Annotated in this window: 14 protein-coding genes; 2 read left to right on the forward strand and 12 right to left on the reverse strand. The window is 71.6% G+C overall.

Translation table 11 applies throughout. The features are described from left to right. Positions 1-55: 55 nt before the first annotated feature. The 8 genes from recD to H6726_31420 all read right to left on the reverse strand — a co-directional run bounded on the left by recD (position 56) and on the right by H6726_31420 (position 17,082). A complete protein-coding gene (recD, locus tag H6726_31385) occupies positions 56-2,089 on the reverse strand; it encodes an exodeoxyribonuclease V subunit alpha (protein MCB9662187.1) in 2,034 nt (677 codons plus the stop codon). Beyond that, positions 2,086-5,775 carry a UvrD-helicase domain-containing protein gene (locus tag H6726_31390; protein MCB9662188.1) on the reverse strand — a complete coding sequence of 1,230 codons (3,690 nt, stop codon included), beginning with the start codon at positions 5,773-5,775 and terminating at the stop codon, positions 2,086-2,088. Before H6726_31390 ends, recD begins: the two co-directional genes overlap by 4 nt. After that, positions 5,772-9,701 (reverse strand): exodeoxyribonuclease V subunit gamma, encoded by a 3,930-nt coding sequence (locus tag H6726_31395; GenBank protein MCB9662189.1) that lies wholly within the window; start codon positions 9,699-9,701, stop codon positions 5,772-5,774. The genes H6726_31390 and H6726_31395 overlap by 4 nt, the downstream gene beginning before the upstream one ends. A 78-nt stretch (positions 9,702-9,779) precedes the next feature. Then, the gene (locus H6726_31400) at positions 9,780-11,798 is read right to left on the reverse strand and encodes a protein kinase (protein ID MCB9662190.1); all 2,019 of its coding nucleotides are present in this window, start codon (positions 11,796-11,798) and stop codon (positions 9,780-9,782) included. A 147-nt stretch (positions 11,799-11,945) separates the two neighbouring features. Next, complete coding sequence (locus H6726_31405) at positions 11,946-13,013, reverse strand: hypothetical protein (protein MCB9662191.1); 1,068 nt, start codon at positions 13,011-13,013, stop codon at positions 11,946-11,948. 101 nt (positions 13,014-13,114) lie between these two features. Then, positions 13,115-14,350: a serine/threonine protein kinase gene (locus H6726_31410; GenBank protein MCB9662192.1), complete on the reverse strand. Its 1,236-nt coding sequence runs from the start codon at positions 14,348-14,350 to the stop codon at positions 13,115-13,117. A gap of 34 nt (positions 14,351-14,384) precedes the next feature. Beyond that, a complete protein-coding gene (locus H6726_31415) occupies positions 14,385-16,535 on the reverse strand; it encodes a bifunctional (p)ppGpp synthetase/guanosine-3',5'-bis(diphosphate) 3'-pyrophosphohydrolase (protein MCB9662193.1) in 2,151 nt (716 codons plus the stop codon). Beyond that, positions 16,501-17,082 (reverse strand): hypothetical protein, encoded by a 582-nt coding sequence (locus tag H6726_31420; GenBank protein ID MCB9662194.1) that lies wholly within the window; start codon positions 17,080-17,082, stop codon positions 16,501-16,503. The genes H6726_31415 and H6726_31420 overlap by 35 nt, the downstream gene beginning before the upstream one ends. Positions 17,083-17,176: 94 nt before the next feature. On the opposite strand from H6726_31420, the gene H6726_31425 reads away from it, so the two are divergent. Then, positions 17,177-18,400 carry an MFS transporter gene (locus H6726_31425; GenBank protein MCB9662195.1) on the forward strand — a complete coding sequence of 408 codons (1,224 nt, stop codon included), beginning with the start codon at positions 17,177-17,179 and terminating at the stop codon, positions 18,398-18,400. A gap of 34 nt (positions 18,401-18,434) precedes the next feature. On the opposite strand, the gene H6726_31430 is transcribed toward H6726_31425, so the two are convergent. Further along, the gene (locus H6726_31430) at positions 18,435-19,337 is read right to left on the reverse strand and encodes a hypothetical protein (protein ID MCB9662196.1); all 903 of its coding nucleotides are present in this window, start codon (positions 19,335-19,337) and stop codon (positions 18,435-18,437) included. Between the two features lie 142 nt (positions 19,338-19,479). Between H6726_31430 and H6726_31435 the strand changes: the two genes are divergently transcribed. After that, a complete protein-coding gene (locus H6726_31435; GenBank protein MCB9662197.1) occupies positions 19,480-20,043 on the forward strand; it encodes a Uma2 family endonuclease in 564 nt (187 codons plus the stop codon). A 66-nt stretch (positions 20,044-20,109) separates the two neighbouring features. Here H6726_31435 and H6726_31440 read toward each other — a convergent pair whose 3' ends face one another. Genes H6726_31440 through H6726_31450 form a run of 3 tightly spaced genes read right to left on the reverse strand, consistent with a single transcriptional unit; the run spans position 20,110 to position 23,344 of the window. Further along, positions 20,110-20,859: an ABC transporter ATP-binding protein gene (locus H6726_31440; GenBank protein ID MCB9662198.1), complete on the reverse strand. Its 750-nt coding sequence runs from the start codon at positions 20,857-20,859 to the stop codon at positions 20,110-20,112. Continuing rightward, entirely contained in the window at positions 20,852-22,078 is a 1,227-nt protein-coding gene (locus H6726_31445) for an ABC transporter permease (GenBank protein ID MCB9662199.1), read from the reverse strand. The genes H6726_31440 and H6726_31445 overlap by 8 nt, the downstream gene beginning before the upstream one ends. Then, positions 22,079-23,344, reverse strand: coding sequence for an efflux RND transporter periplasmic adaptor subunit (locus tag H6726_31450; GenBank protein MCB9662200.1), 1,266 nt, complete (start codon positions 23,342-23,344; stop codon positions 22,079-22,081). It abuts the gene before it with no gap. Positions 23,345-23,376: the final 32 nt, after the last annotated feature.

Raw genomic sequence — 23,376 nt, forward strand, 5'->3', positions numbered from 1 at the left:
CACGTCGAGACATCCCGCACGGGACGTCACGGCGAGTGAGCGGCGCGCCGCACGCTCAGCCGGCGAGGTCGGCCTGCACACGCTCGCGCAGGCCGCTCGAGCGCGTGACGGGACGCCCGGTCGCCGTCTCGATGGCCCCGCGCGAGCCCACCAGGGTCACGCTGGAGCGCGCGCGCGTGATGGCCGTGTAGAGGATCTCGCGTGTCAGCAGGGGCGTGTCCACGTCGGGCATCAGCACGGCCACGGCGTCGAACTCCGACCCTTGCGCCTTGTGCACCGTGATGGCGTAGGCGAGGTCGACGATGGGCTCGATGGCGACCAACGGGAACCCCACGAAGCCATCGTCCCGGCGGAAGAGCGCGAGACGCCGGGGCGCGCGCTCGAAGTCGAAGCGCCCCGTGAGCACGATCCCGGTGTCTCCGTTGAACAGCCCGCGCACGTAGTCGTTCTGGTGGACCATGATGGGCTCGCCCACGGCGAGGCGGGCGCGCGGGTCCTGCGAACGCTGCGCGTGGAACTGGCGGTTCACGCGCTCGACCCCGAGCGCACCGGCGCGCGTGAGCGCGAGCAGACGCGCTGCCTCCAGCTGCGCGAACAGAGCGCGCAGGGACGGGGTGAAGCTCTCGTCGGGGTGCCCCTGCGTGAGCAGCAGCTCGCCACCGAGCGACTGCGCCGCGCGCAACAGCGGTCGCAGGTAGCGCTCGTCCCAGCGCGCGAGGAACGCCGCGCGCGCGTCGGCGCCCGACGCGTGCACCCACTCACAGCCGTGGAAGGTCAGCGCACCCGCGTTTGCCCGAGGAACGATGGCCGTGTCGGACGCGGTCTCCCACAGCGGCTGGACCTTGCCGCGGTGGACGGCGCGCGCCACCGACAGAATGGTGCGTCCCGCAGGGTCCTTGGCGTCCATGCGATAGCTGTGCGTCAGGCGAACCACCGCGTCTCCGCGCAGCGTGCACAAGTCGCGGAACACCGCGCCTGCGTCCACCGAAGGCAGCTGATCGGCGTCGCCCAACAGGACCAGGCGCGTGCTGGGTGCGAGGGCCCTCAGCAGGCGGTCCATCATGGCGACGTCGATCATGCTGGCCTCGTCGACGATGACCACGCGCGCCCCGAGGGGGTTGCGCGCGTGCGCGCGGTAGCGCCCCGTGCGCGGCGAGAAGCCCAACAGCCGGTGCAAGGTCTGGCTGCGCGGAGGCGTGCGCAGCAAGGCCATGTCGTCGAAGGTGGGCGCCCGCAGCGCGCGCAGCGCCTGTGACACCGAGCTGCGCATGCGGTCGGCGGCCTTGCCAGTGGGCGCCGACAGCGCGATGTCGGTCTCGGGGTCGTAGCCCAGGCGCACCAGCACGCGCAGCAGGCTGACGACGATGCTGGTCTTGCCCGTCCCCGGCCCCCCCGACACCAACGCGAGCGGCGCCTGCGCAGCGACGCGCACGGCCCCCAGCTGCTCGCGCGACAGACGGAGCGCGCGGTCCCCCGCGTACGCAGGCGCCGCGATGACGTCGCGCAGCGCGCGCTCGAGCCGCACCTCGTCGAGGGCGGACGGCACCGCGGCCGAGCGCCCCGCGTCGGAGCCGCCCTCGTGTGGCAAGCGCGCAGCCACCGAGGCGGCGATGCGGCCCTCGATCGCGAACAGGCGCTGCACGTACAGGTAGTCGCCCGCCACGACCAGCGGCCCGGAGCTCTCCGGACCGACCACGGCCGGCGCGAACGCCCCCCCCTCCCCCCCGCGACCGGCGACCACCTGCGCAGCCAGCTCGCGCACGCGGGCGCCGCGCGTCTGCCCCAAGCCTCCCTCCTGCATCTCGTCCAGCAGCGCCGAGAGCTCTGTGGCGGCTCGCCCGTGGATCCCGAGGCGCGTCGAGCCGCGCTCCTGCGCCACGAGCAGCGCGAGGACCAGCACCGCGAGGGCGTCACGCGCGGAGGGGTCGAGCTCCGCTGGGAGAGCGCTCAGCTCGTGGGCGCGCAGCGCGAGCGCGCGGTCCAGCTCGAGCGCGTCGCAGACCTGCAGCAAGGGCGCGTCGAAGGGCGGAGCAGCCGCGTGCGCGCGTGCCCACCGGGCGTGACCCGCACCTCCCGGATGCAGGCTCATGGGCGCGCCCCCTGGCTACTGGCGCGTGCGAACGACGTCTCGCGAAGCTCCCGCTCCCAGCGGGTCACGTCGTCGAAGGACGGTCGCTCGAACACCACCCCGGCTTCGCCTCGCGCGAGGGGACGGAGGAACGCGTAGAGGTGCCCCCCGAAGCGCTGCTCGTACGCGTCCGCGTCCCAGACGTCGAGCAGGCGCAGCACGCCCAGGGTGTACAGCTTGATCTGCAGCGCGTAGTGGGCGCGTACGTGCTCGGCGAGCAGCTCGAGGCCCCCGGCCACCCGGTCGCTCTTCCAGTCGAGGAAGTACACCGCGCCTTCGTGCTCGAAGACCACGTCCACGACGCCCCGCACGACCCCCCGCTGCACACGAAACGGCGGCGGCGACGCGTCGCCGAGCCCAGCGGGGAGCTCGCCGCCCTGCGTGAGGCTGGGGTGCTGCGCCTCGGGGATGGGGAACTGGAAGCTCATCTCGCGCACGACGCGCGTCGCGTCGACCAACGGCACGGAGGCCCTGCGGGTGGGCAGCGGGCGGCGCAGGGCGTGGTACAGGAGCTCGGCGGCCGTGGGCACGTGCGTAACGTCCACGCCGTTGCGCGTGGCGCAGTTGTCGAGCAAGGCGCGCAGCTCGGCGCCGCCCGGGGCCGCGTGGAGCATCTCCTCAGGGGCACCCACGCGCGCGACGTAGCGCAGGTCGACCCGCTCGAGGGCCTCGTGGAGAAACAGCCCGGTGGCAGCCCCGCCCGGCAGGTCGAGCGCGGCAGGCGCCCCTTCGTGAGGGTCCACCATCGCGGACGCGCCCGCGTCGTGCACGTCGGCCTTGAGCTCCTCGTGCGGTGTGCTCTCGCTGAGGCGACGGTAGCCACCGCCCGCCATGCGAGAGTAGGACGTGGCGAGCGGCCCGCGGTGCCGTTCGCGCAGCGCGACGAACTCACTGGCCGGGAGCGGCGCCGGCCCCGCGAGCAGGAGGTCGCCCGCGGGCTCGGCGCGCAGGAGGTCGTTGGCCCGCTCGGCGCGCACCGCGGGGGCCCCTGGCGCCGCTGCAGGAGCGACGGCTGGAGGTCCAGCGTCGAGCCGCTCGTCCTGCAGCGCGCTCCCACCGGCCACCGCGGCGCGGACCGTGAGAAACGTGGGCCGCGCGTCGAGCAAGGCCTCCAGCGCCCCTTGGACGGGCTGATACCCCGCCTTGCGGTGCAGCCGGTAGCCGCCCGCGCCGCCGTCGTCCCCGAAGTACGGCAGGTACAACCGCGAGCGCGCGCGCGTGAGCGCGACGTACAGCAGCCGCTCGTCCTCCTCGCGCTGCTCCCGTTGGACGTCCGCTTCCACGCCTGCCGAGAGCGGGCGCATGAACGCCTCACGCCGACCGTCCACGTGACGCACGCGCGGCCCCGGCCCCGGGCGGTCGGAGCTCGCGAGCCCCCCGAGCACGAACACGACCTCTGCCTCCAGCCCCTTCGACTTGTGCATGGTGAGCAGCTGTACGGCGGGCCCGTCCGTGGCGACGCGCTCGATGTCGTCGGAGACCTGCGGCCCAGCCTGGCGCGCGATGAGCTGCTGGAAGTCCACCACCAGCTCGTCCACGGTGCGCCTCCGGCCGTGCGAGCGTGCCAGCAGGACGTCCACCAGGTGCTGGTAGTTCGTGAGCTGGCGCGCGCTCTCCGACGCGAAGAGCTCCCGCCTCGCGAGACCGCTGGTGTGCAGCAGCTCGTGCGCGAAGCCCGCGTAGTCGCGCAGCTCGCAGCGCTCGCGCAGGCGCATCAGCCGCGCCACGAGTGGGTGATCGTCGTGCAGCTCTTCGTCGCCGCGCAGGTCGCCGAGCGACAGCCCGAAGAAGGGCGTCAGCCAGGCCTTGAGCCGCGCGCTGCGGTCGCCGGGGTCAGCGACGGCGCGCAAGACCATCAGGAGGTCCTCCGCCTCGCGCGTCTGGTACAGACCGTGTCGCTTGAAGTAGGCGCACGGCACCCCGCGCGCTGCCAGCCGGTCGTGGACGCCGTCGAGGTCCGAGCCGTTGCGACCCAGCACGTAGATGTCGCCCGGGTGGAGCCGCCGCAGCGCTCCGTCCCGGCCCACCACGAGCGAACGCGGGCCCTCGCTCAGCAGCGCTTCGATCTCGTCGGCCACGGTGTCGGCGAGCGCCACCCGCGCGCCGAAGGCGTTGAGCTTGTCGGACCCGTTCGTCGCAGCGGGGCGCAACAGCACGAGCGGCACCGCGGGGCTGCCATCGAGGTGCTGCGCCCGGAGCCGCGGGTCTCCACAGTCCACCGGCGCGTCATAGCGGATGGAACCCGTGAAGAAGCCCCGCGCGAACACCGCGTTGTAGGCGCCGATCATGGCGTCGGTGCTGCGGAAGTTGTGCCGCAGCACCACGCGCGTGACGTGCGGCGCGAGCGCGTCCCGTGCGGCGAGGTAGGTGTGCACGTCCGCGCCCCGGAAGGCGTAGATGGCCTGCTTCGGGTCACCGATGAGGTAGAGCGCGCGGCGCTGCGCGATGGGCAGGCGCCGCGGGTCATCGTTCCCGTCGAAGAACAGGCGCCGGAAGATCTCCCACTGCGTGGCGTCGGTGTCCTGGAACTCGTCGATGATGGCGAAGCGGTGCTGCGCACGAAGGGCCGCGGTGAGGCCCACGCCGCCCTCTCCGCGTAACGCGTCACGCAGGCGTGTGAGCAGGTCGTCGAAGTCCAGCTCGCGCGCGGCGCGCTTGCTCTCGTCGGCCCGCGCCAGCACGCGCGGCAGCAGCGTCTGCACCACCAGCATGGAGAAGTGAGGGATGCTCTCCAGCAGCGCGTCGAACGGCGCGAGCGCGTGCGCCAGCGCCGGGTTCTTCTCGCGGCGACCGTTCACCCAGTCGAGCGCGGTCTTGGTGCCTTGGGGTCGCTCGCACCACGCGGCGATGGCCGCGGCCGCCGCCATCAGGTCCTCGGCGCCCAGCACCTGCTGCGCGCACGCGTGGAGGGCCTCGAGGTGGCCGGTGAGCGAGTCCCGCGTGCGGGCCGTCTCCTGCCGCGCAGCGGCGAGCAGCGCGTGCCTACGCGGGAGGGCGGCGCACCCCTCGGCCAGCTCGCGCACTCGCTCGAGCGAGGCGGGAGGCATCAGCACTCCCGGCTCGGAGGCCCACGCGTTCAGCGTGGCGGTCAGGCCCTCGGGCGTGTCGACCCGCAGGGCGGCGCGGAGGACCGCGTGGGCCGGATCGCTGGGGCGCAGCGCTTCACGCAACACGGCGCGCACGGCGCGCTGGAAGTGCAGACGCGACTCGGCCAGGGTCTGCTCGAACAGCCCGCGACTCCGGAACGCGTGCTCCTGCAGCACCCGCTGGCAGTAGCCATGGATGGTGTAGATGCTGGCCGCCTCGAAGCCCTCCACCGCCTCGCGCAAGCGCTCCATCGCGCCCTCGTCCAGGGTCCACGCGTTGTCCTCCGGGGGCGGATCGACCCGCGGGTCCTCGGGCCCCGCGTGGACCAGCGCCACCAGGGTCTCGCGGACCCGCTCGCGCATCTCGAGCGTCGCCTTCTCGGTGAAGGTCAGCACCACGATCTCGTCCAGGCGCGCGCCGGCACGCACGATCAGGTCCACGATCAGGTGCTCGAGGGTATAGGTCTTGCCCGTCCCTGCGGAGGCCTCGATCCACGCGTGCGACGCGAGGGGGAGCTCGTCCAGCACCTGCGGGCGCGCGAAGCGTCGCGGTTGGCTCACGCGGCCTCCCCCGCGCGGAGGCGCGCATAGAGGTCGTAGCGGCGCGCGTACATGGCGTACAGCTCGTCGACGGGCGGCACGGGGTACTCCTCCGCGTGAGGGACGCTCCCATAAGCGCGCTGGCCGGCGTCGTCCCGCACCTTCAGGAGCGCGGCTCGCCACGCGTCGGGAGGCCGCGAGCCCCACTCCGGGAGCGCCTCGAGCAGCGGCGTGGGGGGCGCGAAGTACGCGTGTGGTCCCATGAGGAGGTCGCGCACGAGGTCGAGCAGGTAGGCGCGCGCGGTCTCCTGGGAGAGCCCCCCCAGCACCAGCGCGACATCGCGTGGCTCGTCGGGATACAGCACGTGCACGCTGTGACGCGGGGCCTCTTCCCCGCTGGCCGTGAGCAGCAGGTGGTCGAGGAAGGCCCGCAGCCCCGCGCGCTCCTCCCGCCGGGCGCGGGCGCGGGCCGCCGCCGGTCGGGCGGAGGTCTCGAGCTGCAGCGAGCCGCGCTGCCCGAACAGCGCCTCGGTGCGCCCACGGACCAGGACGCGGAGGCGCCGCTGCCCGTCGCGGGGGTCGTCCAGCTCGAGCGTCAGGCTGGGCAGCACGCGCGTGACGTCACCGTCCTCGAGCGCCTCACCCAGGCGCACGCGCTGTGGTAGCGCGTCGGGGGCCAGCCGGGCGAGCTGCTCGTGCCACGCCCTCAGCAGAGCGAGGTCATCGCCCCGCCGGGCGACGGCCAGGGAGGCGACCGGCCACGCCCCTGCCCCCTGCATGCGCCCCACCGTGCGGTCGTAGGCCGCCTCGAGGGAGCCGTGTGTGGTGCCCTCCCAGAACGCCTCGCGCAGCGCGGTCACCTCGACGAGCTTGGGAGGCTCGAAGGGCTCGTCTTCCACGCTCTCCTCACCCTCGCCGTCGTCGTCGCGGCTCACGCCGAGCAGCGCCTCGGCCCAACCGCTCTGCGGGTCGCTCAAGAAGCGCGCGAGGTGGGTGCGCGACAATGAGAGGGTCGTGACCGGCCGCTCGTCGTCGTCCTCCACGGAGGTGACGTTCGCGCCGGGCTCGGGGCCCGTGGCCCGAGCTCCCGAGGTGGCTGGACGTGGCGCGGCTTCGGTGCCGGCCGAGGCGCCATTCGGAGACGCGCCGGCCGACGTGACCAGGTGCCAACCCTCGGACAGCGAGATGGTGCGCAGCTCCTGCGTGAGGCGCTCGAACACCGGCTTGGGGAGTCGCCCCCCGAGCGCGCGCAGCGTGTCCTCGAGAGCCGACGCGTCGCCATGTGTAGCCTCCTTGGGATCCTCGTCGTCGCCCGCAGGCCGCCCATCACCCCCACGCGCACCATCACCCCCGCGCGCGCCATCGCCGCCGTCACACGCGCCGTCACGACCGCGCTCGGCCTGGCCGCCTGCATCTCCGCGCTGGGGCCCGCCCACGCGCTGCGCGTCCGTCGAGCTCTCGGCTCGCTGCGCGGCGCGCCCCAGCTTGCCCAGCGCGCGCAGCCAGGCCTCCATGTGCGCCTCCGGGAAGGCGCTCGCCGGGTCGAGCGGCTCGTGTCGAAAGAGCGCATGCGTGGTGACCAGCGCGCCCTCCTCGGGCTCGCGCACGTAGCTTCGGCGCAGCGTGTCCAGGAGCAGCCTGACGGTGGGCGAGGGCGCGATGGGGTCCCCCGTGTAGGGCTCGCGCGACACCCACGAGAGGTGCAGCACGTCGCGCGCGCTCAGCAGGACCTCGAGGAACATGTACTTGTCGCGCTCGCTCGCGCGCACGTCCCCTACGCGACGCTTCTCGAGGCGCAGGTCCAACGTGTCGTGCACGTCACGCGCCGGGAAGGCCCCCTCGCCCAGGCCCAGCACGAAGGTGTGCCGAAAGGGGATGGCGCGCATGGGCAGGAACGACGAAACCACCACGCCGTCCGCGAGGTAGTCGCCGCGCGCGGCGCTCAAGGCCGAGAGCGACTCGGTCACCAGCATGGACGCGACCCGATACGACACGGGCAGCCCACGGACGTCGCGCTCCAAGAGGCCACGGGCCACCGCGAGACAGCTGCGCAGCTCGCTCTGCTCCGCCTCGTTCGATGGAAGGACGTAGCCCTCCCACACGCCGGCGAAGAACGAGGCCCACTCCCGCAGCGGTCGCGCCTGGGCCCGCGCGAAGCGCGCGTCGGCGATCAGCCCGCGCAGCAAGAGCGAAAAAGCCCTGGCCCAGGTCGGGTCGGCCGCGGCGGGCAGGTAGGTGGAGTCGCCCAGCGTGAGACCTTCGGGGGGCAGCGGTGCGTCGTCGGTGGCGGCGGGCTCCACGCTCATGAACTCACCCAGCGCCACGCGCAGCAGCCCCTGCTCCCAGTTGAGCCGATCATCGTCCACGTAGGTCCCCGCCAGGTCGGACCGGTCCAGGCCGTAGAAGATGCCCAGCTGCTGCACCAGCGCGCGCACCTGTTCGCTGGTGGCCTCCGGGAGGTGGGCGAGCAGGTTGGGGTGCGTGAGCAGCGCCATCAGCTCTGGGCGGGCGAAGCGACCGAGGGGCAGCTCCACCAGGGCCAGGCAGGCGTCCACCACGCGGCTGGTGTTGGCCAGCGCCAGGTCCACCACCGAGTAGGGGATGCGGTGAGCCTCCGAGAAGACCGCCTCGATGTGCGGGAGGTACTCGTGGCGCGCTTCGTTGGGGAGCAGGACGGCGATGTCGTGGAAGCCGATGGGCGCGTCGGTGGTGCTCGCGGCGCGGACGGCGCGCCAGACCTCCTCGGCCATGACCTCGACCTCGCGCCGCACGCTCGGGCAGGCGTTGAAGCGCAGCGAGCGGTCCGGCTGGCCCCGCCCTTCCTCCGGCCCCTGCGCGACCGGGGCGCGCAGCAGGATGTCGCGCTGCAGCGCCTCGAGGACGGTGGGCACGCGCCCCGCGGCGTGGGCGCCCGCGGTGGGATCCACGAAGCAGGGCTCGAAGTCGGCATCCGTGAGCTCGTTGAGCAGGTGCACGTGCTCGCGCCCCGGCCGCCCAAAGGCCACCAGCAGCGGTGGGTCGTCGGTCTGATGGAGCGCCAACGGGCCATCGGGTGGCACGCCGTCCGCGAGGCTGGCCCGGGGGCCGCGCCGCGACGGAAGCCTACGAGCGGCGCGCAGCTCGGACTCGCTCGGCATGTCCTCCCAGAACTCCATGCACGGGTTGTTCACGTACAGGTGCAGCTCGGACACGTCGCCCAGGGCCGCGTACAGCCACTGGAACACACGCGCGACATAGCTGACCCCGAAGACGTGGAGCGTGGGCTGGAGGGAGTCCTCCGCGGGGAAGAGCAGGCCCTCGGGGAGCGGGCTGGGCGCGGAGGGCAAGGCCTGGAGCTGCTGCAGCGCCGTCATCAGCGGGACGTAGCGGGCGCGCGGCGCGAACACCGGGCGGGGTGCGTCCGGCGCCACCAGCTCGGCCATCAGGGCCGCTTGGAAACGCGCGCTGCTCACGAAGTCCGGGTGCTGTGTGCCGAGCTGCCCGCGCATGAATGCGTCCAGGAGCTCCGGGCGCGCGAAGCCGTAGGCCTCGAAGAGTAGCCCCAGCCGACGCGCCAGCTGCACCCGCCGCACGTCGCGCGCGTCCGCGTCCCGGCCGGCGTCGAGGTACGCGCGCACGTCACGCATGGCGTCGCTCGCGAGGCGCGCGTCGTCGTGCAGGAGCGCCAGCAGCAAGCTCTCGAACGCGCCGCGATCCATGATGCGCACGTCGGGCAGCGCGCGCTCCAGCCAGGCGCTGACGAACCGCTCTAGCCGCGCGAAGCGCAGGTTGGCCGCGACCCCCAGCGCCTCGCTGACGCCGCGCTCCAGGTACGCCTCCATGTTGCGGTTGGGGACGATGACCTGGACCGGCTCGAGGGGGTGCGCGCGGCGCCGTTGCGCACGGAGCTGGGCCACGAAGCGGGCCAACAGAGCCTCGGTGCGGTTGCTGTAGTGCAGGCGGATCACGCGCAGCCAAGGCTGACACAACGACGTGACGCTGGCGATCGCTCAGGACGTCGCACCAGCCTCGCCGGCTGCACACGCTCACGGACGACGGGAGTTGCGCGCGGCGGGATACTCGGAAGGGTTGCCCCGTCGTGGCAAGTCGTCCGCGTCGTCCTCGCGCGCCGCGCTACGCAACCACGACCACGCCGTCCATCCGGGCCCGAGCCAGGCCGCGAGCCCGATCAGCAACATGCCGTACGCCGGGAACATCGCGATCAGCAAGCCACACGTGGTAAACGCCACCGCCAGCGCGAGGAAGCGTCGATCCGTGAGGGTGCCCACCATGGCCGCGCCCGTGCCGAACAAGAACACGTCGAGGGCCACGTCGCGAAACTCCGTGTGCCCGAGCGTCAGCGCCACGACCCGGTTCAGCAGCGTCAGCAGGCACAGCACCACCATGGCCACGACGAAGCGCCGCCCTGCCCGGTTGGGCATCATGCGGCGCCGGAACAGCGCGCCGCCGATGATCAGCGTCGCGGCGAGCCCGCCGGTGAAGGCGAACGAATGCCAGGTCGCGTACTCGTACCAGCCCATGCGCAGGCCGATGAACCCGCCCACTGGGAACACGCCGAGCACGAACGACACGATCAACACGAACAGCGCTCTGTCTCGTCGCCCGTACTTGGGGTCCTGGTCGTAGCCGATGCGCTCGAGGCGCGCCTGCCGCTCGAGCCGCTGCGCCACCTTCTGCTCGAGAGCCTCGATCAGCGCGCGTTCGTCCGGATCGCTCGTCTCCACTTCGCGCAGCGTCGCGGACGCAGCGGTGGCATCGCCTCGCGAAAGCTGGTGCTCCGCCATCAGCAGCAGCGCTTCCACCAATCCAGCGCGCGCGCGCTCGTTGTCTGGCCACTCCTTGAGCGCCCGCGAGAAGCCGAAGCGACACTCGACGAACTCACGCATGACCTCGCGCTGCATGGCAGCATCCACGGGTGCGCGCGCGTTCTCGAACGTCTCCTGGCGTAGACGGTCGCGGGCCACGGACACGCGCAAGCGCGAAAGGGTGAGCTTGGCGTCGTCGGCCAGAGCCGCAGACGTGCGATGTTCGAGGAACGCCGCCACGGCCGACCGGAAGGCCTCGGCGCTGTCGAAGCGGAGCTCCGCCCGTGGCTCGAGGGCACGCGCCGCGATCGCGGCCAGCTCAGCAGGCACTTCGGGGCCGAACCGGGGCGCCCGTGCTTCGTAGGCGGCGTAGAGCACGTCGCGCACGCTCCCTCCTTGGTGCGGCGGGCGTCCCGTGAGGATCTCGTGCAGCACCGCACCCAGCAGGTAGACGTCGGTGCGCTCGTCCAGCACGGAGCTGCGGCGGTCCACCATCTCTGGGGCCATGTAGCTGGGCGTCCCGACCACCTCGGCCACTTCGTCGGCCATGGGCAGCCAACCGCGGTGGTGGTCGCGCGTGCTCACCGCCACCCCCCAGTCGACGAGATACACGTCGCGGAAGCCACCGATCATGACGTTGTCGGGCTTCAGGTCCAAGTGCAGGATGCCGCGGCTGTGCGCGTAGTGCACCGCATCGCACACGTCCATGAGCACCCGCAGGTGCCACGCCAAGCGATCCTGCGCCTCGGCCGGGAAGCCCGGGTGGTTGTCGTTGCGCAGCATCGCGCGCCACGACACGCCGTGGATGCGCTTCATGACCATCAGCGGCGTGCCCTCGTCGTCCGCCTGCAGCGCGTAGATGGGCACGATGTTGGGGTGCTCGACCACGCCCGTGATGCGGGCCTCGGTGAGCAGCCGGTCGATGGAGTCCGGGTCGCGCAGCTCGGGCTTGAGCGTCTTGACCGCCACCTCGCGACGCAACGCGCCTTGCTCGCCTAGCGAGATGATGCCCATGCCGCCCTCGGCGAGGGGTTCGGTCAGCCGCAGCGTCGCGCCCGTGCCCTCGAAAGGCACACGCTTCGACTTGTGGCGCGGCCCCGCCACGGGGCGGTCGGAGCGCCGCAGCCCCACGGGCCGGATGGTGGCGTCCGGCTCGAACATCCCGGTGGCGGGGAGCGCGAGCGTCTCCGCCAGGTCCTCACGAGTGAGGCCGCGCCGGGTGGGGTTGTCCGATGCCATGGTCGCCCTGACACTACCCACCCGCGTGTCGACTGTCGAACTACCGCCACGCGCGGGAAGACGCTTCTCCCGGCCTACGATGCCCCATCGAACACGTGGGCAGAGAGGGCGCCGTGAGCCCCTGCCCAGCAGCGCGACGAGATATCGTCAGCGTCGACGCGAGCGACCGCGACCGGGGGGCGGGTTGGGGGCCGCCCCCGCGGGCGGCTGGCGCGTGGCCATGAGCCGGTAGGGGACGGTCCCCGTGCCGCGGGCGCTGTAGGTCCCGATCCACACCAGGTACTGCCCTGGCGGCCAGCTGTCCTGCTGCAACATCGGCTGCAGGTTGCCGCCACCGTCGTCGTCGCACAGCCAGCGGCCGTCCGGTGTCCGGATGACCATGGTGGTGTCCTCCGCAGCCTCCACGTACAGGCGCAGATAGCGCGCGCTGCCCTGCACGTAGAGGATGTGGTCCGGGATGCTCTGCACGTAGCCGCGGCACGAAGGCTCGGCCGCGTCCTGAGCCCGGATGGTGCCACCCGCTGCGCCCTCGAGCACGGCCGGGTCCGGACGCAGCCGGGCGTCGATCCAGCCAGGGGTGCCGTTCCCCTGCATGGCGTCCACCGTCATGGTCAGACCCGCCGGCTGCGGCGTGGGACCAGGGCCGGGGTGCGGCGTGGGTCCGGGATTCGGGTTGGGGTTGGGCTGGATGGGCATGGGCTGCGGCCCCACCTGCTGACCGCTCGAGCCGGGCACCACGCTGGGGATCTCGGTCAGCTTCAGGGAGTACGGCACGGCGGTGCCCTGCTGGTAGCTGCCGACCCAGATGCGGTACATCCCGGGGCCCCAGGCCTGCTCCACGGCGGGGTTCAGCCCGTAGGTGTCGTCGTTGCAGATGACCGTGTTCTGCGGCGTCTGGATCATGATCGTCGTGTCGCCCGCGGCCTCGACGAAGATCCGCATCCAGCGGAAGTTGCCCCGCAGATTGATGATGTGGCTGGGGTGCGGCGAGATGAACCCACGACACTCGGGGTTCACCCCGCTGGCGTCCACCTGGCCACCGCTCTGCCCCTGCAGGACGTGGGGGTCCGGCATGAAGCCAGACGTCAGGTTGGCGCCGCCGAACATGGACTGCTGAGCGAGCGCGGTGTCGCTCGCGCCGCTCATCACGGCGGCCAGTGCCAGCGCCGTGCACATCACGGCCCCCGTTCTCGGCTTGCTCTCGATCCCAACCATGGTGCCCACTTTCTCGATTGACGAAGTCTCCGCTCGGGAGGGTAGCAATCCTCGCACGAAACGCGAAGCCCGGGGCTCGGACGCGCGCAGCCCAGCGATATTCAGCGCATCCACCAGTAGGCGATGGCCGCGCCGACCGCCATGATGGCCGCCCCGCCCAGGACCACGAGGGGGATCATCCACGTGGGCACGTGGAGGGGCTGCTCTTTCGCCTTGCTTGGCACCAGCGCCCCGCCCTTCCCGCGGGCGCCCTTGCCGCTCGGCTCCGCGGCGGCCGCATAGCCGTCAGGTGACGAGAAGCGCGGGCTGCTGGAGCGCCGGCCGGGGTCGTCGACCTCCGCCGCGGGGATGGGCATGCGCACCGTGGGCTTGCCGCTGACTGCAGCGGGCGCTGGCGTGGCCGCGACGGCCGCATAGATGGACGCCGCGTCCGCGAAGTCCACGGCGAACTCCTCGGGCGTGGCGTAGCGCTGCGCGACGTCGGGGTGCATGGCGCGCCGCAGGCACTCCGCGAGCGCCTCGGGGTAGTCGGGACACAGGTCCGCCAGCGGCTGGGTGCGGCCCGTCAGGATCGCCCCCAGCAGCTGGCCGTGGTCGCTGGCTGCGAAGGGCGACTGACCGGCCAGGCACTCGTAGGCGATGACCCCCAGCGCGTACACGTCGGCCGGAGCGCCCGCCGCGTGGGCGCTCTTGATCTGCTCGGGCGCCATGTAGCGCGGCGTGCCAATGACCGTCCCCGTGGCGGTGAGCTTCTTGCTGCTGAGTGACAGCGACAGGCCGAAGTCGAGGATCTTCACCTGTGGCGGGCGCGCAGAGGTCAGGAAGATGTTGTCCGGCTTGAGGTCCCGGTGGATGATCCCACGGGCGTGCGTCTCAGTGAGGGCGGCGCACGTGGCGGTGATGACGGGGCACAGCTCCGCAGGGTTCATCGGCCCGTGATTGGCCACGTGCTCGCGCAGCGTGTGCCCCTTCAGGTACTCCATCGCCAGCCACAGCGTTCCGTCGGGTGCAGCACCAAAGCCGTGGATGCCTACGATGCCTGGGTGGTGGATGGAGGCCAGGATCTCGGCCTCGCGCCGGAAGCGCTCCTCGGACTCGCCTGACGCCTTGGTCTTCTTGAGGACCTTGAGCGCCACGCGGTGCCCCGTCTGCATGTCCCGGGCGTCGTAGACCGTGCCCATGCCGCCGCTGCCCAGCACCTCGTCCACCTTGAAGCGGTCCGCGAAGAAAAAGCCGTCCTCGAACGACGACATGACGCGCGTGGGCTCCATCTCCTCGAGGTCGAGCTCATCCAGCGTATCGACGCTGTCCAGCAATCTGTCGACGCTGATGGACACCAGGCACTCTCTCCGCGCGACGTGTTGGCTCGCCCTAGATCCGCTCGACGGCCATGACGCCGGTGAGCTTCTCGATATCCCGCATGACTGTTCGGAGCTGCTTTACGTCGGCCACATGAACATGAAAGACATTGACCGCCCGGTCCGTGGTCTCGGACCGGCAATTGGCCTCGCGGATGCTCAGCTTGTGGTCCGTGAACACACCCGAGACCAGCGCCAGGATGCCCTGTCGGTCGTTTGTCGTCACGCGAATATCCACGGGCAGGTCCATGCGCGCGTTACTGGCCCAGGCGACGTTCACCTTGCGCGCCGCGTCCAGTTCCATGGCCTTGGGGCACTCGCGGCGGTGGACCGTCACGCCGCGGCCGCGGGTGATCCAGCCCGTGACGTTGTCGCCTGCCACCGGGTTGCAGCACTTGGCGAAGCGCACCAACAGTCCGTCCATACCCTCGATGAGGATGCCCTCGTCGGTAGTCTTGGGCTGGATGCGCCGCATCGTCTTCTCGATGAGGCCGGGCTCCAGGCTCTTGCGCTCTTCGGACGACGCCTCGGGCGCGATGACCTCGACGGCGCTGGCGACGGAGACGCGCCCGTAGCCCACCGCCGCGAAGAGCTCCTCGGCGGACTGCATCTTGAAGTGGTCGAGGGTCTTCTTGAGCTGGGGCCCCTTCAGGAACTTGGAGAACGACAGCTCGCGCTTGTGCACCTCTCGCTCGAGCAGCTCGCGGCCCAGGCGCACGCTGCGCTCCCGCTCGCGCTCTCGGAGGTACTGGCGGATGCGGGCGCGGGCCTTGCCGGTGACGACGTGGTCCAGCCAGTCCTTGCTGGGGTGCTGGTCCTTGCGGGTCTCCACCGACACCACGTCCCCGTTGCGCAGCTTGTGGCGGAACGGGGCGATGGCGCCGTTGACGCGCACGCTGTGGCAGTGGTGTCCGAGGTCCGTGTGCACGGCGTAGGCGAAGTCCAGCGCCGTGGCGCCGCGTGGGAAGGTCTTCACGTCGCCCTGGGGCGTGAACACGTAGACCTCCTCGGGGAAGAGGTCACCGCGCACCGAGTCGTAGAACTCGGCCGGGTCGGCCACGTCCTTCTGGAACTCCATCAGCTGGCGCAGCCAGGCGAAGCGCGCCGCGTCCCGGGCTTCGAGCCCGCCCGTGTTGCTCTTGTACTGCCAGTGCGCCGCGATGCCGAGCTCCGCGGTGCGGTGCATCTCGTGGGTGCGGATCTGCACCTCGACGCGGCGGTTGCCGGGACCGATGACCGTCGTGTGCAGCGACTGGTACATGTTGGGCTTCGGGAGCGCGACGTAGTCCTTGAAGCGCCCGGGCACGGGGGTCCACTCGGAGTGCACCACGCCGAGCGCCGCATAGCAGTCGGAGACGTTCTCGACGAGCACGCGGAACGCGATGAAGTCCTGCACCTGCTCGAACTCGCAGTCCGAGCGCTTCATCTTGCGCCAGATGGAGTAGAGGTTCTTGCGGCGCCCGGTCACGTCCACCGCGAAGCCGCGCGTGAGCAGCATCTTGCGCAGCCGTGTGACGACGTCCCCGATGAGCTTGTCCGTGTCCTTCGCGATGGCGGACACCTGCTCGTCCAGGCGCGCGTAGTCGACCGGGTGCAGGTAGCGGAACGCCAGGTCCTCCAGCTCGATGCGCAGCCACTGGATACCGAGGCGGGCCGCGAGCGCGGCGTAGATCTCGAGCGTCTCGCGGGCGATGCGCTCCTGCGAGTCCGGCTTCATGTGCTCGAGCGTGCGCATGTTGTCGAGCCGGTCGGCCAACTTGACCACGAGCACTCGGATGTCGCGCGCCATGGCGACGACCATCTTGCGGAAGCTCTCGGCCTGGAGGTCTTCCTTGGACGCGAAGTTGATGTTGCCGAGCTTGGTGACGCCGTCCACCAAGAAGGCGATCTCGTCTCCGAACTCGGCCTTCAGCTGCGCGTCGGTGATGCCGCAGTCCTCGACCACGTCGTGCAGCAGGGCGGCGCAGATGCTCGACACGTCGAGCTTCATCTCGGCGATGATGCCCGCCACCGACACGGGGTGGACGAAGTACGGGTCCCCCGACTTGCGCATCTGACCGTCGTGACACTTCGCCGCGAAAACGTAGGCCTTCTCGATCAGCGCGGTGTCCGCGCCGGGCTGATAGACCTTAACTTTCTGAACGATGTCGTTGAGTCGCACGATGGTTGGGGGGGAGCGAGACTCTGGCCCGCCCCCGGAAAACGGAACGGAGTGCCAAACTAACACCGCCATGCGGGGGTGCCAAGCAAGGGACGTTTACGAAACAGTCGGATTCAGTCGTCGATGGTGACAACCCCCGACGCCCCGAGGTTCCGGCCAAGGCCAGGTCGAACAGCTCGATGCGTACCACTCCGTCGGCCGGGGCCTCGAAGTGCCGGACGAAGCGCTGCGACCCGAACGCGCCCGTCAGGGTGGCCCGCACGTCGTAGTGCCCCGGAGCCACCCTGATGGCGTGCTCCACCAAGCGCGGCCCCTCCTCGCCGAAGCCGAAGCGGGCGCTGCCGAGGTCGTCGTCCCCGTCTTGGTAGACCAGCTCGAGGCCCGACACCGCCTGGTGCGCAGGGCCCAGGTCGTAGCGCAGCTGCACTTCCCTGGGAATGACCGGTAGGAAGCGCGAGGCGACCACGAGCACCCCGACGACCGCGACCACGCGAGCGAGGCGCGTTCGGTTACGCCGGAAGAACTCGGACAGGCGCGCAGGCAGACCCATCCCGGGATCGTAGCAGGGTCGCGACGGTGCGCTTCCGGTGCTTCAGGCGAACTTCTGCTTTCGCTCGAGCCCCTGCGCGTGGCTCACTGCGCCCGTGGCCGGCCTCACCCCCTATCAGCGCAAGCTCCTCGCGTTCCTGAGCGTGGCGACGTTCTTCGAGGGCTACGACTTCTTCGCGATCACCCAGCTGCTGCCCCACCTGCGGGCGGAGTTCGAGATGGACAAGACCGCGACCGGGGTGCTCTTGGGCGCCACCAACATCGGCGCCATCCTCGCGTTCTTCCTGGTGCGGGCGGCGGACCGCTTCGGCCGTCGGCGCCTGCTGGGCATCACCATCGCGGGCTACACGCTCTTCACCATCACCAGCGGCCTGGCCGTCAGCGCGTGGGACTTCGGGCTGAGTCAGCTGTTGGCCAAGGTGTTCCTGCTGGCCGAGTGGGCGCTGGCCATGGTGGTGGCCGCGGAGGAGTTCCCAGCGGAGAAGCGCGGCACGGTGATCGGGATCATCCAGGCCTTCAACTCGCTGGGCGCCATCATCTGTGCGGGCGTGGTGCCCATGCTCGTCACCCTGCACTTCGGGTGGCGGTCGGTCTACTTCGTAGGAATCCTCCCGCTCTTGGCCCTCGCCTACCTGCGCCGGGGGATGCAGGAGACCACCCGCTTCGCCGCCGTGCGCGCCGAGAGCGGCGGCGAGGAGCCGGGCCTGTTCCACATCTGGCGCACCCCCTACCGAGGGGCCGTGCTGCGGATGGCGGCCATCTGGTTCTTTGCGTACATCGCCGCACAGTGCGGCATCAGCTTCTGGAAGGACTACGCCATGGCGGAGATCCACCTGGAGGAGCAGCAGGCGGGCAACGCCATCGCCCAGGCCGCGGTGGTGGCCATGCCGCTCAACTTCGCGGCGGGCTACCTGATCGACCGCATCGGCCGCCGCTGGGGCGCGGCGCTGGTGTTCGGCACGGGGTCGGTGTCCATCTACTTCGCCTACACGCTCACCAGCCTGCCAGCGCTGACCGTGGCGCTCATCTTCGCGGTGTTCAGCGTGAGCTCCTACCTGCCCATCCTGAACGCCTACAGCACGGAGCTCTTCCCCACCGAGCTGCGCGCCTCGGCCTTCGCCTGGTGCAACAACATCCTCGGGCGCGTGAGCTACGTGCTGGCCCCGGCCATGGTGGGCTACCTGGCGGACCAGGCGGGCGCGTACGGGCCCGTCGTGGTGTGGACGGCGGTCTTCCCGCTGGTGACCACGGGGCTGGTGTTCGCGCTGCTGCCGGAGACCAAGGGGCTCGACCTGGAGGCGACGTCGGCGCTGCACTGAACGCGCCCACAGCCTCGCGGTGCGAAGTTCCGAATCAGGGTGGGAGCGGCGTGATGCCATCGACCGCCACGCGCAGGTGCATCGGGGACAGCGGAATCGTGGAAGACGCGCCCGCGACACCCGTCGTCACGGACATCGTGAACCTCGCATCCGCGCCGCAGTCCAGCCCGATGAGCACTGTGTCGTAAGCGGGTAGCGCGACCAGGAGTGGCGGACGCGTGGTGGTCACCGCACCGACGAGGCGCGGATCGAGGAGGCGCGTGGACTCGTAGTAGTACCCGTTCTTGATGGTCAACACATTGCCGCACGAAGGGGGGAACCCGTTGGGCAACGGGGCCAGCTCGGCCAGGGTGTTCTCGAGCGCCGCGGCATGGGCCTGGTCGGACGAGAGGCCGAGCGCTCCCGCGTCCGCCGCCCCGTAGACACGGCTCATCGGTAGGGAGTCCACCATGACGATCGCGACGAACTCGCCCACGACGTGTCGGATGACTGCGCCCTCGATCAAGGTCGCGACCTGTTCGCCATGGGGGCGCGTGCGGATGGCTAGCCGGAGGTGTTCACGGGAAGCCGCGTCCAAGCCCCGGTGCTCGCGCAGGGCCGTGACCACGTCGTCCATGAAAGCATTGACCGTCGCATCGCAGTCCAGTGGCTTCTCGAGGCAGTCACCCCAGACAGCTTCGAGAGAGACGCGCGCGGTCCTGCACTCTACGGTGCGAGCGTCAGCGTCGGCGCAGCCGCCCTCGGGCACACGTTGCGCGAGGGCCTCGGCGAACAGCCACGTGAACCCCTCTCCATCGAAGTCGGCGGCGGCGTCCGAGTAGGTCGTCGGCGGCGCGGGGAACGCACCGCCGCAGGAATGGACCGGCTGCGCGCAACCCGTGCCCAGAACGGCCACGAGGACCAAGGCGAGGCGGGCGAGGCGGCGCGTGACACGCATGCAGCAGACACTACACCCCCTCGCGCGGGGGTGCAGCCAGCGTACGCGCTGCCGAAACCGCAGCGCCGCAGCTCACGTGACCCATACCCATGCGAAACGTGCTCGGTCCCCGCCGCCCCGCGGCCATGCTACGTTCCGAGGCATGGGTGCTCCCGCCGAGAAGCGCGCCACGTACCAGGATGTGCAAGAGGCGCCCGCGCACATGGTGGCGCAGCTGGTGGATGGCGAGCTGAACCTGCAGCCCCGCCCGCGGGCGCTGCATGCCCGCAGCGCGTCGGTGCTCGGCGGGTTGCTGGAGCCTCCGCTCGGCTGGGGGGACGGCGGGGGCCCCGGAGGCTGGGTCATCCTGGACGAGCCCGAGATCCACTTCGGCGACGACGTGCTGGTGCCAGACCTCGCGGGGTGGCGCCGGGAGCGCATGCCCGAGCTGCCCGACGTGGTGTACTTCGAGCTCGCGCCCGACTGGGTGTGCGAGGTGCTGTCGCCCAGCACGGCGGGCTTCGACCGCGTGAAGAAGCTCCCGGTGTACGCAGCGCATGGGGTCTCGCACGCATGGCTGGTGGACCCGGCCGAGCAGACCCTCGAGGTGCTGGAGCTGAGCGATGGGCGCTGGACCATGGTGGGCGCCTTCCAGGGAGACGTGCCAGTGTGCGCAGGGCCGTTCCCGACGGTGACGCTCCCCCTCGGGCGCCTCTGGACGCGCTGAGCAGCACGCTCCCGAAGGGCTCGGCCCCGGATGCCGCTGCCGTGAGGTGAGAACGCGCGGGGGCAGCTACGTGGCGTGCAGCTGTCGACTGGCGTGAGCCAGGAACACGTCGCCCGCCGCGCCGTCGTAGCTCACGCGACCGTCGACGAGCTGCACCACGCGGTCGCAGCGCGCCGCGAGGGCCAGGTCGTGCGTGACGATGATGAACGCCGTCCGCGCCTCGGCGTGGTGCTGCCGCATGACCTCGAAGACGCGCGCTGCGCTGCCCGTGTCGAGGTTGCCCGTGGGCTCGTCGGCCAGCACCACGCTGGGCGTCTGGACGAGCGCGCGCGCCAGGGCCACGCGCTGCTGCTGCCCTCCGCTCAGCTCGCCGGCGGGTGCGTCGATCTTGTCGGCCAGGTCCACCTGCCGCAGCAGCACCTCGGCGCGCGCGCGCATGCTGGCCTTCATGCGCCCCTGCACGGCGGCCATGGGCAGCGCCACGTTCTCCCAGGCGCGCAGCGTGGGGAGCAGATGGTGGAACTGGAAGACGAAGCCGAGCGCCGAGCCGCGCAGCGCCGTCCGGCGCGTGTCGTCGAGCCCGCTGGTGGCCGCGCCCTGCACCCACAGCTCGCCCGCGGTGGGCACGTCCAAGAGCCCGAGCAGGTTCAGGAACGTGCTCTTGCCCGAGCCGCTGGGGCCCACCAAGGCCACGAACTCGCCCTCGTCGATGCACAGGTCGATGCCGTGCAGGACGCGCACCCCCGGCTGGAACTCTTTGACGAGCCCCTCGCAGCGCAGCACCGGCGCGCCACCATCGCTGTGCGCGTCAGCCATGGCGGATGGCCACCGCGGGATCGAGGCGCGCCGCACGCAGCGCAGGCATGGCCGCGGCCAGCACGCCCGTCAGGATGGCGAGCGCGCTCGCGCCACCGAACACCCACAGCTCGTAGCGGATGCGGAAGGTGGGCCCCGAAGGGACCCGGCTCATCGCGTCCTGGAACGCGGCCAAGAGCAGCACCCCGAGCCCCGAGCCGAACAGCGCGCCCAGCAGGCCCAGGAGCGCCCCCTGCAAGAGGAAGATGCGCAACACGGCGGAGCGGGACGTGCCGATGGCGCGCAGGATGCCGATCTGCCCCTGCTTCTGCACCACCGACACGACCAGCACCGACGCGATGCCCATCGCCACCGCGATCAGCACGAACACCCGGATGAGCGTCGTGCTCATGGACTGCGAGCGAAGCGCCGACAGCAGCTGCGCGTTCTTGGCCATCCAGCTCTCGGCCGCGAGCCCCGTGCGGCGGCGCAGTCGGGTCGCCACCTCTTCGGCCGCGAAGACGTCGTCCACCTTCACGTCCAGGTGTGTGACGCCCCCGGGGATCTGCAAGAGCGCCTGGGCGCTGCGCAGCGCCACCAGCAACCACTGCGAGTCCGACGCGGGGCCGCCCAGGTCGAAGATGCCGCGCACGATGAAGCGCGCCTCGCTCCCGTCACCTGCGGTGACGCGCACGGTGTCCCCGAGACTGACGCCGAGCTCTGCGGCGAGCTCGTCCCCGAGCACGGTGTCCTGACCGCCGACGCGGTACTCGCCCGCCACGATGTTCTCGGCGATGGGCACGACGCGCGCGTACTCGTCCGGGCGCACGCCCTGCAGCAACACGGTGGCGGTCACGCTCCCCCGACGCGCCAGCGCAGGCCCCGACACCCGCGGCGCGACCACCGTCACCCCGCGCAGCTCACGCGTGCGCGCGGCCGTCGCAGGCCACTCGTCGATGGAACGCAGGCGCTGGCTGGGCCGCTGGATGTCGCGCCCCACGAACACGCCCTCGGCGGGGTCGGGACGCAGCAGGGGACGGGCCACCTCCTCGGGGGGCTCGAGCGTCACGTGCGCCAAGCTGCCCAGGGTCTTGTCGATCAGATCCTCCTGCAGCCCCGCGATGAGCGCGGTGATGAAGACCTGCACGGCCACGCCGACCGCCACGCCCACCACGATGAGCGCCGTCTGCGAGCGCCCGTCGCGAAAGAACCGCAGCGCCAAGAACCACGTGAACGGCACTCAGCGAACCTCCGACGTGGCGGGGGTCGGACGCTCGCTCGGGTCGACGCGCGCGCCCTCCTCGAGCGCGGCCAGCGACACGCCCGTGGCCGCGAGGACCACGCGGTCGCCCCGCTCGAGCCCGCGCGTGACCTCGTACAGCTCGCCCGCCCGCAGCCCCACCGCCACGGGCCTGCGGACGGCGCGACCGTCCGAGACCACCCACACGGACGGAGCGGCGCCGCCTGGCTCCTCGATGGCCTCCGCCGGGCAGATCACCACGTCGGGCAGCCGCGCCAGCTCGATCTCCACGGACGCCGTCATCCCCGGGAGCAGGAAGTCCGGGACCGGTTCCGCGATGGCGAGCTCGACCTTGACCGTACCGCGCGTCGCGTCGACGGCCGGGGCGATGCGCAGCACGCTCGCCGGAAACGTGAGGTCCGGGCGCGCCTCCACCGACGCCAGGGCCGACTGCCCCACCCGGATGAACGCGAGGTGGCTCTCGTCCGGGTGCACCTCGAGGCGCGGGGCGCCGTCTGCCACGAACTCGAGCAGCGCCTGCCCCGCCTGCACCACCTCGCCGGGCTCCACGTTGCGCTGCAGCACGCGGCCCGCCGCGGGGGCGCGCAGGGCGGTCTGTTCGAGGCGCCGCTCGGCGCTGCGCAGCGCGGCTTGGGTGCGGCGCAGCGCTGCGACGGTGAGCCGCACGTCAACGCCTCCCGCGCTCGCGCTCTCGGCCTCCGCCTCGGCCTGACGCAGCTGCGCCGCCGAGGTGTCCCGCGCGCGACGCGCGTCGTCCAGCTGCTCCGACGGGAGCACACCACGGCTGACCAGATCGTCCGTGCGCGCGTAGCGCAGCTGGGCCTGGTCGGCCTCAGCTTGGGCGCGGGCCTCTGCGGCGAGGGCCACCCGCACGCCCGTGTTGCGCAGCCGCGCCAGGCGCACCTGAGCCTCGGCCACGGCCGCGCGCGCCTCTTCCACGGCGGCGCGCGCGTTCGCGTCGTCCAGCTGGAGCAGCACCTCGCCTTCGTCCACGTGTTGCCCCTCGTCCACGCTGACGCTCACGACGCGGCCGCTCACCTCCGGCCCCAGCGTCGTGCGCCGTGGCGCCTCCACTTGCCCAGACGTGACGACCGTGCGGACCAGGGTGCCCCGCGTCACCCGCGCGGTCTCCACGCGCACCTCGCGCCCCACCGTCCACCAAGCCGCCAGGGCGGCGCCGAACGCGACCACCACGATGGAGGCCAGCAGCCGGGATCGGAGCGAGCGCGCGCGGGGGGCAGACATGCGAGGAAGGTAGCCTGGCTGGGCGTGGAGAC

The sequence above is a fragment of the Sandaracinaceae bacterium genome (assembly GCA_020633055.1).
Taxonomy (GTDB): Bacteria; Myxococcota_A; Polyangia; order Polyangiales; family Houyiibacteriaceae; genus JADJJE01.

Bases quoted from the DNA above. Each gene is read 5' to 3' on its own strand.
- recD (MCB9662187.1), bottom strand. From the start codon at position 2,089: ATGAGCCTGCATCCGGGAGGTGCGGGTCACGCCCGGTGGGCACGCGCG.
- H6726_31400 (MCB9662190.1), bottom strand. From the start codon at position 11,798: ATGGCATCGGACAACCCCACCCGGCGCGGCCTCACTCGTGAGGACCTG.
- H6726_31405 (MCB9662191.1), bottom strand. From the start codon at position 13,013: ATGGTTGGGATCGAGAGCAAGCCGAGAACGGGGGCCGTGATGTGCACG.
- H6726_31420 (MCB9662194.1), bottom strand. From the start codon at position 17,082: ATGGGTCTGCCTGCGCGCCTGTCCGAGTTCTTCCGGCGTAACCGAACG.
- H6726_31430 (MCB9662196.1), bottom strand. From the start codon at position 19,337: ATGCGTGTCACGCGCCGCCTCGCCCGCCTCGCCTTGGTCCTCGTGGCC.
- H6726_31435 (MCB9662197.1), top strand. From the start codon at position 19,480: ATGGGTGCTCCCGCCGAGAAGCGCGCCACGTACCAGGATGTGCAAGAG.
- H6726_31440 (MCB9662198.1), bottom strand. From the start codon at position 20,859: ATGGCTGACGCGCACAGCGATGGTGGCGCGCCGGTGCTGCGCTGCGAG.
- H6726_31450 (MCB9662200.1), bottom strand. From the start codon at position 23,344: ATGTCTGCCCCCCGCGCGCGCTCGCTCCGATCCCGGCTGCTGGCCTCC.